This is a genomic window from Burkholderia pyrrocinia (genome assembly GCF_003330765.1).
Classification (GTDB): domain Bacteria; phylum Pseudomonadota; class Gammaproteobacteria; order Burkholderiales; family Burkholderiaceae; genus Burkholderia; species Burkholderia pyrrocinia_B.
On the sequence record NZ_CP024902.1, the window covers coordinates 2,703,889 to 2,717,453 of the forward strand.

15 protein-coding genes and 1 pseudogene are annotated in these 13,565 nt (G+C 59.4%); 8 read left to right on the plus strand and 8 right to left on the minus strand.

Annotated elements, in window-relative coordinates; genetic code table 11:
* Positions 1-69 precede the first annotated feature (69 nt).
* The 3 genes from parE to CUJ89_RS13085 form a co-directional block, all read right to left on the minus strand.
* On the minus strand, positions 70-2,052 hold the full coding sequence (parE, locus tag CUJ89_RS13070) for a DNA topoisomerase IV subunit B (protein ID WP_114177684.1): 1,983 nt from the start codon (positions 2,050-2,052) through the stop codon (positions 70-72).
* Between the two features lie 234 nt (positions 2,053-2,286).
* Complete coding sequence (locus tag CUJ89_RS13075) at positions 2,287-4,236, minus strand: ATP-binding cassette domain-containing protein (protein ID WP_114177685.1); 1,950 nt, start codon at positions 4,234-4,236, stop codon at positions 2,287-2,289.
* 248 nt (positions 4,237-4,484) lie between these two features.
* Positions 4,485-4,889: a DUF4399 domain-containing protein gene (locus CUJ89_RS13085; protein ID WP_114177686.1), complete on the minus strand. Its 405-nt coding sequence runs from the start codon at positions 4,887-4,889 to the stop codon at positions 4,485-4,487.
* Positions 4,890-5,087: 198 nt separating this feature from the next.
* On the opposite strand from CUJ89_RS13085, the gene CUJ89_RS13090 reads away from it, so the two are divergent.
* Positions 5,088-5,270 carry a rubredoxin gene (locus tag CUJ89_RS13090; RefSeq protein ID WP_114177687.1) on the plus strand — a complete coding sequence of 61 codons (183 nt, stop codon included), beginning with the start codon at positions 5,088-5,090 and terminating at the stop codon, positions 5,268-5,270.
* A gap of 298 nt (positions 5,271-5,568) precedes the next feature.
* Here the strand turns inward: CUJ89_RS13090 and CUJ89_RS13095 are convergent, their stop codons facing one another.
* From CUJ89_RS13095 to CUJ89_RS13110, 4 genes are all read right to left on the minus strand, one after another.
* Positions 5,569-5,973, minus strand: coding sequence for a hypothetical protein (locus CUJ89_RS13095; protein WP_152036617.1), 405 nt, complete (start codon positions 5,971-5,973; stop codon positions 5,569-5,571).
* Positions 5,970-6,548: a Panacea domain-containing protein gene (locus tag CUJ89_RS13100; RefSeq protein ID WP_114177689.1), complete on the minus strand. Its 579-nt coding sequence runs from the start codon at positions 6,546-6,548 to the stop codon at positions 5,970-5,972. The genes CUJ89_RS13095 and CUJ89_RS13100 overlap by 4 nt, the downstream gene beginning before the upstream one ends.
* A 131-nt stretch (positions 6,549-6,679) precedes the next feature.
* A complete protein-coding gene (locus tag CUJ89_RS13105; protein WP_321970374.1) occupies positions 6,680-7,384 on the minus strand; it encodes an SOS response-associated peptidase family protein in 705 nt (234 codons plus the stop codon).
* A gap of 48 nt (positions 7,385-7,432) precedes the next feature.
* The gene (locus CUJ89_RS13110; RefSeq protein WP_236654890.1) at positions 7,433-7,822 is read right to left on the minus strand and encodes a hypothetical protein; all 390 of its coding nucleotides are present in this window, start codon (positions 7,820-7,822) and stop codon (positions 7,433-7,435) included.
* A 333-nt stretch (positions 7,823-8,155) separates the two neighbouring features.
* On the opposite strand from CUJ89_RS13110, the gene CUJ89_RS13115 reads away from it, so the two are divergent.
* The 6 genes from CUJ89_RS13115 (at position 8,156) to CUJ89_RS13140 (ending at position 11,342) form a co-directional block, all read left to right on the plus strand.
* Positions 8,156-8,656, plus strand: a complete 501-nt coding sequence (locus CUJ89_RS13115) for a hypothetical protein (RefSeq protein WP_236654891.1) — start codon at positions 8,156-8,158, stop codon at positions 8,654-8,656.
* Between the two features lie 90 nt (positions 8,657-8,746).
* A complete protein-coding gene (locus CUJ89_RS13120; RefSeq protein ID WP_114177693.1) occupies positions 8,747-9,160 on the plus strand; it encodes a PAAR domain-containing protein in 414 nt (137 codons plus the stop codon).
* Positions 9,161-9,163: 3 nt separating this feature from the next.
* The gene (locus tag CUJ89_RS13125; protein ID WP_114177694.1) at positions 9,164-9,667 is read left to right on the plus strand and encodes a DUF4123 domain-containing protein; all 504 of its coding nucleotides are present in this window, start codon (positions 9,164-9,166) and stop codon (positions 9,665-9,667) included.
* Entirely contained in the window at positions 9,660-10,127 is a 468-nt protein-coding gene (locus CUJ89_RS13130) for a hypothetical protein (protein ID WP_114178603.1), read from the plus strand. Before CUJ89_RS13125 ends, CUJ89_RS13130 begins: the two co-directional genes overlap by 8 nt.
* Complete coding sequence (locus CUJ89_RS39080) at positions 10,015-10,602, plus strand: restriction endonuclease fold toxin 5 domain-containing protein (protein ID WP_201752239.1); 588 nt, start codon at positions 10,015-10,017, stop codon at positions 10,600-10,602. The genes CUJ89_RS13130 and CUJ89_RS39080 overlap by 113 nt, the downstream gene beginning before the upstream one ends.
* A 5-nt stretch (positions 10,603-10,607) precedes the next feature.
* Positions 10,608-11,342: an immunity 52 family protein gene (locus CUJ89_RS13140; RefSeq protein ID WP_114178604.1), complete on the plus strand. Its 735-nt coding sequence runs from the start codon at positions 10,608-10,610 to the stop codon at positions 11,340-11,342.
* Positions 11,343-11,381: 39 nt separating this feature from the next.
* Here CUJ89_RS13140 and CUJ89_RS13145 read toward each other — a convergent pair.
* A pseudogene (locus CUJ89_RS13145) lies at positions 11,382-11,958 on the minus strand (DNA adenine methylase); the annotation flags it as partial.
* Between the two features lie 105 nt (positions 11,959-12,063).
* Between CUJ89_RS13145 and CUJ89_RS13150 the strand changes: the two are divergent.
* Positions 12,064-13,452, plus strand: coding sequence for an ATP-dependent nuclease (locus CUJ89_RS13150; RefSeq protein WP_114177696.1), 1,389 nt, complete (start codon positions 12,064-12,066; stop codon positions 13,450-13,452).
* Positions 13,453-13,565: the final 113 nt, after the last annotated feature.

Here is a 13,565-nt window from a genome sequence, read left to right on the forward strand (position 1 = left end):
CTGAATTCCGTATTCGTAAGTGGCGAGAGGCCGGGCCGGGCGTCATGCCCGGCCGCGCGGGCTCGTGGCTTAGATGTCCGCTTCGACGTCGTTGCCCTTTTCCTCGAGCCAGCCGCGTCGCGCGGCTGCCTCGCCCTTGCCCATCAGCATCGTCATCCGCGCGACGGTCGCCTCGTAATCGAGCTCGCCGAGCTTCACCGGCATCAGGCGGCGCGTATCGGGGTTCATCGTCGTGTCCCACAGCTGCTCGGCGCTCATTTCGCCGAGACCCTTGAAGCGGCTGATGCTCCACTGCGTCTCGCGCACGCCGTCCTTGCGCAGCTTGTCGAGAATCGCTTCCAGTTCGCCGTCGTCGAGCGCGTACAGCTTCTGCGCAGCCTTCTTGCCGCGCGCCGGCGCGTCGACGCGAAACAGCGGCGGCCGCGCGACGCACACGTGGCCGCGTTCGATCAGCTGCGGGAAATGCTTGAAGAACAGCGTGAGCAACAGCACCTGGATGTGCGAGCCGTCGACGTCCGCGTCCGACAGGATGCAGATCTTGCCGTAGCGCAGGTTCGACAGGTCGACGATGTCATCCGGGCTGTGCGGATCGACACCGATCGCGACCGAGATGTCGTGCACCTCATTGTTCGCGAACAGGCGGTCGCGCTCGGTTTCCCAGGTATTCAGCACCTTGCCGCGCAGCGGCAGGATCGCCTGGTACTCCTTGTCGCGGCCCATCTTCGCGGAGCCGCCCGCCGAGTCGCCCTCGACGAGGAACAGCTCGTTACGCTCGATATCCTCGGTCTCGCAGTCGGTCAGCTTGCCGGGCAGCACCGCGACGCCCGAGCTCTTGCGCTTCTCGACCTTCTGGCCGGCGCGCGTGCGCGCCTGCGCCTGCTTGATCACCAACTCGGCGAGCTTCTTGCCGTGCTCGACGTGCTGGTTCAGCCACAGTTCGAGCGCCGGGCGCGAGAACGACGACACCAGCTTCACCGCGTCGCGGCTGTTCAGGCGCTCCTTGATCTGCCCCTGGAATTGCGGATCGAGCACCTTCGCAGACAACACGAACGACACGCGCGCGAACACGTCTTCCGCGAGCAGCTTCACGCCCTTCGGCTGCAGGTTGTGCAGCTCGACGAAACTCTTCACGGCCTGGTACAGGCCGTCGCGCAGCCCCGACTCGTGCGTGCCGCCGGCCGGCGTCGGGATCAGGTTCACGTACGACTCGCGCACCAGGGAGCCTTCCTCGCTCCATGCGACAACCCACGATGCGCCCTCGCCTTCGGCGAAGGTATCGTCGCCCGAACGCGAATCAGCGAAACGCTCGCCTTCAAACAGCGGGATCAGCAGCTCGCTGCCGTTCATTTCGTCGAGCAGGTAGCCGCGCAGACCGTCTTCATACTTCCACGTCTGGCGCTCGCCCGTCTTTTCGTTAACGAACACGACCTCGACGCCCGGCAGCAGCACCGCCTTCGAGCGCAGCAGGCGCTGCAGCTCGCCGAGCGGCAGGTTCGGCGAATCGAAGTACTTCGGATTCGGCCACACCTGCACGCGCGTGCCGGATTTCTTCTCGCCGCGACCCGCGCCTTGCATCGTGAGCGGCTTGACGACATCGCCTTCGGCAAAGCCGAGCTCGGCGATCTTGCCGTCGCGCCAGACCGACACGTCGAGGCGCGTCGCGAGCGCGTTCGTCACCGACACGCCGACGCCGTGCAGGCCGCCCGAGAACGTGTATGCGCCGCCCGCGGCCTTGTCGAACTTGCCGCCCGCATGCAGGCGCGTGAACACGATCTCGACGACCGGCACGCCTTCTTCCGGGTGCATGCCGAACGGAATGCCGCGACCGTCGTCCTCGACCGATACCGACTGATCGATATGCAGCGTGACGATGATCTGCTTGCCGTAGCCGCCGAGCGCCTCGTCGGACGCGTTGTCGATGACTTCCTGGATGATGTGCAGCGGATTCTCGGTACGGGTGTACATGCCGGGCCGCTGCTTGACCGGCTCGAGACCCTTGAGCACCTTGATCGATGCTTCGCTATAGGTCGCGCTGGGTTTCTTCGTTGACATAGGCGCTGAATTTCGTCATTCATCGGGACGTTGTCCACACCTCGTGTGGATAACGTCGTGGACAAAACGTTGAGTTCCGTAAAAAAGCGAATCGAAACAACGGTGTGCTTGGACTGCTCCGAAAGCGGGCGCGCGGCGTGCGCTGCGCGGCCCGGGACGCGCGGTATTCTACTGGTTCCGCGTGGCACACCCATCACGAGATCGTCGCGCGGCCGCTGCCGGCCGTGCGGCGCATCACGCAGGCTTGCGCTTCGCCTCGAGCGTTTCCCACCGTTCGAGCGCGGCGAGCAATTCGTCGTCGATCGCCGCGAACCGCTCGGTCAGGCGCGTGCCTTCCTGCGGCTCCTTCGCGAAAATCGAGCCGTCCTCGAGCCGTGCATTGATCGTCTTCTGCTCCTCTTCGAGCGCGGCGATCTTCTCCGGCAGCGAATCGAGTTCGCGCTGCTCGTTGAACGACAGCTTCACCGTGCGCTGCGCGTTGCGGCCCGCGGCGCTCTTCGCCGGTTCTTCCTTGACCGGCGCCGCTTCCTTCACCGCGCGCTTCGCCGCTTCCTGCTGCGCGAGCTGCTCCGAGCGCTCGCTCTGGATCTGCCAGTCGGTGAAGCCGCCGACATATTCGCGCCACTCGCCGTCGCCCTCGGACGCGATCACCGACGTCACGACGTTGTCGAGGAACGCGCGATCGTGGCTGACGAGCAGCACCGTGCCGTCGTAGTCGGCCAGCAGTTCCTCGAGCAGTTCGAGCGTCGGGATGTCGAGATCGTTGGTTGGTTCGTCGAGCACCAGCACGTTGGCCGGACGCGCGAACAGACGCGCGAGCAGCAGCCGGTTGCGCTCGCCGCCCGACAGCGACTTCACCGGCGAACGCGCACGTTCCGGCGCGAACAGGAAGTCGCCGAGATAGCTCATCACGTGCTTGCGCACGCCGCCGATCTCGACCCACTCGCTGCCCGGGCTGATGGTATCCGCGAGGCTCTTGTCTTGATCGAGCTGTGCGCGCATCTGGTCGAAATACGCGACCTGCAGGTTCGTGCCGGTGCGCACCGTGCCTTCGTCGGGCTTCAGTGCGCCGAGGATCAGCTTGAGCAGCGTGGTCTTGCCCGCACCGTTCGGGCCGACGAAGCCGATCTTGTCGCCGCGCATGACCGTCGTCGAGAAACGGTCGACGACCGTGCGGCCGCCGTAGCGCTTCGTCACGTCGGTCAGCTCCGCGACGATCTTGCCGGACTTCTCGCCCTGCGCGACGTCGAGCCTCACGTTGCCCTGCGAATTGCGGCGCTCCGCGCGATCGTGACGCATCTGCTCGAGCCGCGCGATGCGGCCGACGCTGCGCGTGCGGCGTGCCTCGACGCCCTTGCGGATCCACACTTCTTCCTGCGCGAGCAACTTGTCGAACTTGTCGTTTTCCACGCGCTCGACTTCGAGCTGCTGCGCCTTGCGCGTCTGGTACGCGGAAAAATTGCCCGGATACGACAGCAGCCGGCCGCGATCGAGCTCGACGATGCGCGTCGCGACGCGGTCGAGGAACGCGCGATCGTGCGTGATGAACAGCAGGCCCGCGCGCTGCGCGACGAGCAGTTCTTCCAGCCAGCGGATGCCGTCGAAGTCGAGGTGGTTGGTCGGTTCGTCGAGCAGCAGCACGTCGGGCTGCAGCACCAGCGCGCGCGCCAGCGCGACGCGCTTCTGCATCCCGCCCGACAGCGCGTCGACGCGTGCGTCGACGTCGGCGAGACCGATCTGCGCGAGCGTCATCGACACGCGCGTGCGCCAGCTCCATGCGTCATGCGTATCGAGCGACGACTGCAGCGCGTTCATCCGCGCGAGCAGCGCATCGTGCTCGGCGCCTTCCGGTATATCCGCGAGGCGGTGCGCGATCGAATCGTATTCTTCGAGCAGTTCGCGCGTGTGCGTGAGCCCCGACGCAACCGCGTCGAATACCGTCGCGCCCGGTTCGAATTCGGGCTCCTGCGGCACATAGACGGTCACGAGTTCCTGCTGGCGCGTGACCAGCCCGTCGTCGGGCTTCGCGAGCTCCGCGACGATCTTCAGCAGCGACGACTTGCCCGCGCCGTTGCGGCCGATCAGGCCAACGCGCTCGCCGGCTTCCAGCGAGAAATCCGCGTGATCGAGCAACGCGACGTGACCGAACGCGAGCTGCGCGCCGGTAATGGAGTAGAGCGACATGGGGAGACGGCGAAGAGAGGAGTCGGAAGCGCCCATTGTACCGGTCGCGGGCGCCGCTACCGGCATGGCCGGACGGACTAGGCCGGCGAACGGGCTTTTTGACGGTAAGCCGGCGGCGACCAGCGAACCGCATTGGGGCGATGCGATGAATTGCCGTACGCGGCCGGCGGCCGGTTTCCGGTGCCGGATACCGGCCGATCAGCCCACCCGCGCTAGGCGCATCGGGCGCCCGCACGCGGGACGCGCAATTACTTAACGTTGATCGTGATCGTCGAGCTCATTTCGGGGCCGTACGAACGGTGCGCGCCGTCACCGAACTGCAGCGTCAGCGTGTGCGAGCCCGGCGGCAGCTTCACGTCGGTTTCGGTCTGGCCCTTGCCGAAGTGCAGCGAATGGTCGGTCGCCGGGATCACGTCGCCCTTCGGCAGCGGCTTGCCGTCGATCAGCAGGTGATGATGGCCCGTATCCGGCGTCATGTCGCCGGCCGGCTTGAGGCCCATGCCTTCGAGACCGAACTTCACGTGCACGGGGCTCGACACCGTCGCACCGTCCTTCGGCTCGACGAAGAACACCCGCGCCTCGGCGTGCGCAACCGTCGACATGGCCAGTGCCGCGACACATACCGCACCCGCGATCCACTTACTGTTGAGCATCGTTTCCTCCTTCAGATTGAAAGGCCCACGAAGCATACACTGCACGCCCGTCGCACGCGACGGCGTCCGTTGTTCGCGATGCGTACGTTTAAAACGACGTTACGGAGGCGTTCGGCGAAATTCCGGTACCATTGCGCCTTTCGTCCGCCGTCCAGGCCGCGGACGGCATTACCGAGTTTTCATTATCCTGAGCGCTACATGAGCGAAGTCATCGAATACCAGAGCTGGGTCTGCCTGATTTGCGGGTGGGTCTACAACGAAGCGGAAGGGTTGCCCGACGAGGGCATCGCGCCCGGCACCCGTTTCGCCGATATTCCCGCCGACTGGCGGTGCCCGCTGTGCGACGTGGGCAAGGACGATTTCGTCGTCGTCGATTTCTGATCGCGACGGATCGCGCGATACGCGCATCGGCGCGCATTCCACCGCCGATGCGCCGAGCGTTTGCTATACTCTGCGCGCTGTCCACACCGCCGTCCGGTTCGCGATTTTTCGCGCGATTCCCCCGGATATGGCTCTCCCCGTAGTTCAGGGGACGGAATGATAAGCGCAAGGCTTATCCAGCAAGGCTCCCGCCCCCTGCTGTAGCAAATCTGTAGCACGCAAAAAAGCCCGCAAGCAGCGGGCTTTTGCTTTTTTGGTTGCGTGTTTTGATCAGTCGCCAAATTCAAGCGGTGACCAACTAGATCGGAAGACTGCTTATGTAGGTCGGCGTTGCCTGCGAAACCAGTAAGCCGGCCTTGATGCGTGAGATTTGCCCCGCAGTGAAATCGGCATCCTGCGGCCAAATTCCAGTACTCACGTTCTGCATTACCGCGTCAGCAAACTCCACATCGGCCATCGCATAGAAAACGAAGCTCTTGTGCCTGAAATACCGATGGTCTTGGGGCGAAAAAACGCAGGTAAGATCGTCGAATCGGGTGCCCTTTATCGACGAAAAATTCACCACAACAACGCAAGGGCGCTTACCCTTGTTGACAACCGCAATTGGATTGCTGAGCACCACATGGAGGTGTGGCTGCGAACCAGTCATTTTGTGGAATGCAAGACCGGGGTACGGCAGTGGTTGAGCCGCCGGCGTACTCAAGATGCGCTCTCGGCGGTGAGTTGATTGAGACTATCAATCTCTTCCAACTGAATCAAGACCCCTTCAATTTCCGCAGGAGAGAACTCAAGGGCACGGAAAAGTTGCTTATGGGAAATGGTTGTCTCATCTGATGCAGGGTCCCATTCCTTGCATTCACTTTGCACAGCCTCAATTAAGCGCGGAACAGGTAACTCGCCATAGTCACCCCACACGGACTGCAAAACGTTGACGTCCGCCCTACTCAGCACCGTATGTCGCTCGAAGTAGGGCTCCCACTTCTCAGGCATTAATTTCTGCCGCATAGCGACATATCGATCGGGCAAGTTCGACATCAAGGACCTCCAATCGGGAACCTCGCCAACCAAGCGCTGATGCGTGTGCCACAGCGCCGGCCCATTCTCGAAAGAGACCAAGTTATCACCAGTTAATGGGAGACCAGAACTCTTGAACGATTCTCGCTCCGCCAAGTACAGCAACCGCTCCAGGACAGTAAGACGCATAGCACCCCCTGCCTGATTCATCAGGTACGCGGTCGCGTCCAACGCCTTCCTCGCGTTATACAAATGGGGGAACATGCCAGTCTCCAAAAAACGGTCACTTACTCCTGACCAGATTATCTAGGACAGAATCTAGTGTCTATAGGGTTATCGGTAGCATTCGGTGAATACATCAACGTATGTAGCTCCCGCACCACTATCGGCCAACGTTACTTTGGCTCTGCGATCATCTCGTCGGCCGGATACAGCTGTAGCATCGCGCGGGCGACGTCGACATTCTTCGTGTGCAGCCATTCGTCATAGTCGGCCGGATGCAGGAACGCGACGCCGCGCTTCTCGTCGATCGGCCGGTGCATGCGGTTCCAGATCGCGTGTTCCGCGCCGTTGAGCGTGAGCATCGAGATACCGATCACCGTCCCGTCCTTGGTCTCGTTTGCCTGCCAGATGCCCGGTACGCAAAACGGCCGCCAGTCGGTTAGGCCAATGCGCTGCCAGGTACACGGCCCGTTGACCCACACGCCCTTGGCGTTGCGGTGCGCATTCGGGTACGACGGCTCGACGACCCAGAGCGCGGGAATCAGGCACCGCCTGCCTTCGCGCCACGCCTTTTTGTACATGGACTTTTCACCGACTTCCTCGCCGCGAGCGTTGTAGGTTGACGCCTTCGGCGCTTTCTTGCCGTCCTGTTTGATCCGGTCTTTCTGCAGGAACTTCGGGACGAAGCCGTACACGCCCGCGACAACGACCGAGCCTCGTCCGTTCGCCAATACCGCCGGAGCACGATAGTCGGGCCATACGTCGACGTCCCACGGATCGCGGCGAAAAAGGTCGCCGATTCCAATCTTCAGCTCGTTGATGCCCGGATCGTCGTTTGGCGCTTTGTAGTTTGTGCACACAGTCCAGACCTTCCACACGTAAAGTTGGCAATCAAACCGCTTAAAGTCGAAGCGGAAAGGATCCGCTCATAGTTCCCGCGATAACGAGATCCACTCCATCAGCACGGCAGGCTCCGCTTGGTCAGCCGGGTCCGGCGGCCACGAAACCTGCTCGATCGGCATCACGAGACCGCTCAACCACTCATCAAGCGCCGTGCACACGACGTCGTAGGCGTCGTCGAATTCTGAGCCCTCAGGTTGGTTCGGTGCATCGGGAAACAGGCTCAGCCCGGTCTCAATCATGTCCGAGTCGCAGAAGCCGTATTTGTCGAGGATGATGTCGTCGGCCAATGCGTTGTAGCTGCTGGCATCGCTCGACACGACGCTGATCGACATGAGGTCGACGATCCGGAACTTGGAATACGCGATGCACCAGTCAACGAATGCTTGTTGCACCACCGTCATCGGTCGTGGCATGCCCCCTGTCCGATAGGTTCGCCTGCGTTGCCTCTTGGAGCGATCTTACTGCGCTGACCGACGGTCTGCCGCCGATCGCGATCAGCGGCATATCGATGGCGCAGCGAAGACGTAGCTTGCGCACACTGCCCGCCCCATTTTTGAGACTTGACGACTCCATCTTACTGCGCGATAAACTGTATATCCATACAGTATTTTCCGCGCACCATGATCCTGCCCCCATTCGATCCGCCACAGTTTGACGCTATGTCGGAATGGTGGTGCACGTGCACGTACGCCGACGTCCACCGCCTGATTCTCGAAGTGCTACACCTGCGGATCACGTTACGCGAGATGAGCGACCTAACCGGCGACGCGACGCGGATGATCGCGTACCTCGAACGAGCCGACGAGCTGAAATACGCCGCACCGCTGCGCCGGCTGGCGATCAAGATCGACAAAGAGATCATGCGATCGGGCCGACTCGGCAACCCTCGTGCGCAAATTGCCCCGTTCTCTGACGAATGGCGTGCGCGCGAGGCCATGAAATGCCGGCTCCACGACACCCCAGGTGAGCCCGATCCCGGCTCCGACAAAGCCACAAAGTTACCTGAGTTTCAGCGCCTGACATGGGCCGAATTGCGCTACTCGTGGAGAGCGACCGCCTTCAAGAAAAATCGACCGCTGACGCTTGAACAGCGCTTCGTGCTGGAAATCGTGCATGTCCGCCGAACACTGCGGCTCATGGAAAAAATGGTCAGCGCCGCCGAGTTGGAATCGAAGAAGAACGGCTCACCCGACTTGTTCGCACTCGACCAACTCCGTCGCATGATCGACGGCGCTCGCGACGCTTGACAATAGTTGACTGACTGCGAGACAGCCAACGGCCGGCCGCTCTCCCGGGAATGGTAAATTCATACGAAAACCACACCTACGAGAGAACATATGGCCCGAGCCATGATTTGCGTCGGCGACACGACGACGCATGGCGGACGCGTGCTGGAGGGCAGCGCGACCGCAAGCATTGACGGAAAACCCATTGCCGGCGTCGGGCACAAGGTACTTTGCCCGCAGTGCAAGGGGGTCTTTCCGATCCTGCCCGCGACAGGGCGGCGATACCCGCACACCTTTGATGGACGAGAAACAGCTATCGAGGGCATGAAGACCGCGTGCGGGGCGACACTGATCGCCTCGCAGTCGTCCGCGACGCTCAACGACGTCGGATCTGGCGAAGCGACGACAGGCGGCGCTGCGGCTGTCGCTGCGACCGCAGCGGCGCTTGCCCCCTCACCGACGCTCTGTCTCGAATGCCTGAAAGCAGCGGCCGAGAACGCCGCGACGATGATCGCGCGCGGGTAGGACATGACCGAAAATTCGATTGAAGCATTTTTCGTCAAGCGGCAACAGCAGTTGACCATGCAGGTGCATCTGTATGCCCTTGTCGACGGCCTTCTATATGCCGACGCGGCCAACGGTTCATCACTGCAACGATCACAGGCGGCCGTAGCCGTGTTCGACAGTACGCCTGACGCGTCGCTGGCCGACGCGGGACCATGGTTAATCGACTACGAGCGAGCGTCCGGCAATACCCGCCGAACACTTTCCGCAATGGCGAGCAGTTCCACGGGTGTGTCCTGGCTGATCAGCGGCTACCCGATTGAGTCGCTCGCTGACGAGTTGCGCAGCCGTCTCGACGTGCGCTTGCCGGATGGACGCACTGCCCTTCTCCGCTTCTACGATGCCCGCATCATGACCGACATCGCGTCGCTGATGGAATTCACGCAGCGCATGCAGTTCTTCGTCTCGACGTTCAACTGGCTCGTCGAAGTAAATGGAAAACTGAATGGAGTACACCCGCATGCTTGAGCTGACAAGCGAACAGATCGCCGGCCTTGCCGGGATCGACGCACGCGGATATGTCGAACGCACTCGACAGGATCTCGTCAAAACGGACCCAAAGTTGGCAGACGACGGCACCCTACCCACGCGCCTTTGGAACGCATACATCGCTGCTCGACAGCTCGGCATTCAGTCCGATGAGAACGTCGCGGCGTTTCTTCGAATCGAGGTATACGCTCCGAAGTTTTACGAGAAGCCGGCCACGCGCGCGTGGCTGACTCGGCCCGGACGCTCGGCCGACGAACGTTTTCACGATTACCTACGCGTCATGAAATGGCGCATCGAACATCAGGACGACAAGGGAGGGGCTGAGCATGGCGGGATTGGTGGTGCCGGCGATCGAAGCGGCGATAGTGGAACTTGGACCAGTCTTGGCTCGCGCTGGAACCGCCTTATTGGGCGGGGCCGCAGTGGCCGGGACGGCTAGTCTGTCGGGAGACACATCGAAAGACGCAAGTAAGGCAGAGCCTGCCGTCCGTGCCATACCGCGTACAGGAGAGAGTTGCAAGAAGTGCCCACCTGAGGCGGGGAGCATGCAGCGCCGCAACTGGAGCATGAGTGACAACTCCCGAGAGTATCAAGGGCGAATTACGGGGTTCCCCTATAGCGTTGAAGAGGCCTGGAGCATGGAATGGGCCTGGCAGCGCGACTTCGACGGCTTTCGACCGGAAAGCTGTTTGTTGATAGAAGCGAAGGGAAAGTACGATCAGTTCTTGAAGAAGGACGATGTACCGTACACCAAGACCTTTGATGACATGGAGGAGCAGGCTGGAGCTCAGGCCGCGGTTGTAGATGATCATCCTCCTGCGAGGTTGAAATGGTATTTTCAGACGGAGCGGACTTGGAACTACATGAGAACGCCGCTTGCCCGTCTTCGCGTCGAATCAGAATGGGTGCCCTGACAAACATGGAAATAGTTACGCAATTTCGTAGCCCTGCCGATTTCGCCCAGCTTGGCGATTTTGCGGCTCACCTTGTCCGTCTATGGCCAGTGGTTGAGGCCATGTCACGCGAGGACGAACGTTTAGGGCAGTGGTGGCTGAAGGCGGATACCGAGGAAGAAGCCCGTCTGTATCCCATGTATGAAGCGCCCGGCATACCTTCGACAGCCGTTTTGGCAGTCTTGGCGCAACGGTACGAAAAAAAGGTGGACCTTCCTAAAGTATTTGGCTTCTGGAATGGTCAGATGGACGCGGCCGACAGCGCGAGGCTGAAGTTTGCCATCGATGCGAAGAGGCGGCCCAGCGAGGTAGAAATTGGGCTACCGGCACAGAGCGCAGTCTCGGCGGACGAGCGCAGCTATGAGGGCGTGGCTAAGATAGTGTCCGCGATGGTCTCGGTTTATGACCCGATGTATGTCTCTGTTTCACCACGAGAGTATTTTCCCCGGCAGGTGTTTGATGACAAGCCGGGCGTTGGCTGGATGCTGTATCTCCCGAAGCTCATCACGGCACAGCAAGTCCCGGAAGCACGCGAATTGATTCCAGTTCCCGAAGCCGGTCGGAAGCAGACCGGGACGATCATTGTGAGCGTCCCAGATGCCGTTTTTTCAGTGGACAACTCCGAACACGTCGAGGTTGCCAACCGTATCGAGATTCGGCTCGTCGACCAGGACCTTCTGCCCAAATTCGCTGACCTGTAAGCACAATGCCGGCGCGAGAATCCGCGCCGTCATCGTCGGTTAGAACAGCCCCACGGGCTGCGCCGCGTCATCCCAACTGAAGATGATCAGCTCGTTTCGGTCGACAGCCTCAACCCCGACCGTGTACTGGATCGGCACGATCTCGATGTAGAACCCATCGAATACGCGTCGAATGTCAGGGTGATCGTTGAGACTCACAATCGCGCGACCTTTGAGACGACGCAGTCGTTCGGCCATCTTTTCGTATTCCACGAACGGGAACGGCACACCATACCCCTGCGTCTCGTGATACGGCGGGTCGAGATAGAACAGCGTGTGCGGCCGATCGTATCGGTCGATACACGCTGCCCAATCCAAACGTTCAATGAAGGCGTTCGCCAACCGATGATGCGCCGCCGACAGATCCTCCTTGAGACGAATAGGATCAATCCCGGCGGGGCCAACGTCTTTGACCCGAACGTCTGCCCTTCGAGCTTCCCGCCAAAGCAACTTTTCTGCGGGTAGTAGAACCAGCAACTTGCTAGATACTGGTGAGGGTATCCGGGACCACCTGTTTGAGCCGCTCAACCACCTGTCGGCTCTTCAGCGCCGGCTTGAACTGACGCACAAACTCCTCCGGAGGAGGCTAGACATCGTGACACAAGCCCCGAAGCAAAATCGGTGACAAAATTGCAACCGAGGAAGTACTATTTACGCACCACTACTACGGGACCACAAGAATATGGCGTTCTTTGAGAACTCAAGTCGCAAGGACGAACTTGGCTACGAAGACAATAAAGAGATACCAATCAAGTCGATCGCAGGCATTGAAATTAAAAATTTCCGATCATTCAAGGATCGCGCCGTGCGGCTAGGAAGTCAGGTAACTGTAATATCAGGTCGAAACGGAACAATGAAGACCTCGATCATGGGCCTAATTGCGCACCCTTTTACCAGCGATGCAATTGATACGTTTGGAAAGCCTCTCAAAACAACACTTCGCAACGTTTTCAAATTATCACCAGATTTCGACAAAGAAACGTACGAATATAATCTCGTTATTGATACAGGCAAGGATACGCTTTTAAGCGAGCCAGTTCAGATCTACCCTGATAGCACTGATCGACACCGAGTCGTTGTTTCAGGGGCAAAAGATGGGGATGGCAACTTTACCTACAACACATCCTTCCTCAATCTGAGGCGATTGTTTCCACTCATTGACACCCGAGCGGAGCCGACCAATTCAACGATGACATTGAAAAATGACGAAGGAAGTCGCCTAAAGGATTATTACGAAACGATTTTTCCTAGCAGCGCATACGATCAATTTACACCGGTTAGCGACGCAAAAGGAACACTAAAAACGACGTTCGCGCCCGTTGGCAATCAAGCAAGCTACGACTGGCATTCAATTTCCTCTGGCGAGGACAATCTCGGCGCAATTTTTAACCGACTCATCGGATTTCAACGCGCCTACGATAAAAAGCAAAAGACTGGAAACGGCATTCTTTGCATTGATGAATTCGAAAGCAGCCTACATCCCGTGGCGCAACTTCGCCTATTCGACTATCTCTATCGATGGTCCGGCGAACATAATGTCCAAGTGGTGATTTCAACACACTCACTACACTTAATATCACATGTGTACGCAAAGCACGCACCAAACCTGACGGCCGGACGCGTGGTCCTAAATTTTGTTAGCAAATCGACCGCCAGCAACAAAAATTATCCGATCCTCCACAACCCGCCTTACGAACTCGCTTATAAAGAGCTAACTCTGCAAAACCCCATACAGGCAGCAGAGGCCAGAAAGGTAAACGTCTACTGCGAAGACGACCTTGCGATCCATTTTGTCAAACACGTTGTTAAATCAAGGATCGTACTCAGTGCAATTAATTTTCACAGCTCCCTAGATCCCGAATCAGGAAAACCGGGAACTGGTTACTCAGCATTGAGATCAGTATGCATGCAGTACCCCTTGCTTCTAGAAAATTCGCTTGTAATATTTGACGCAGATGTCCCAGCAACCGTGACAGACAAAATCAAGAAGAAAAATCTTTTCCTGAAACTCCCTGACGCGGAAAATCTTGCGATCGAAAGGCGAATTATCGCCTTCATAGCAGAATTATAAAATGACGATCATTTTTTTACGAAATTCAATCGCGAGCAAGAGGCGTTTTTTGACAGCTTCAAACAAAGTGGCATTAAATCTCTCACACCGGCCCATATCAAGGATGCGAGCAG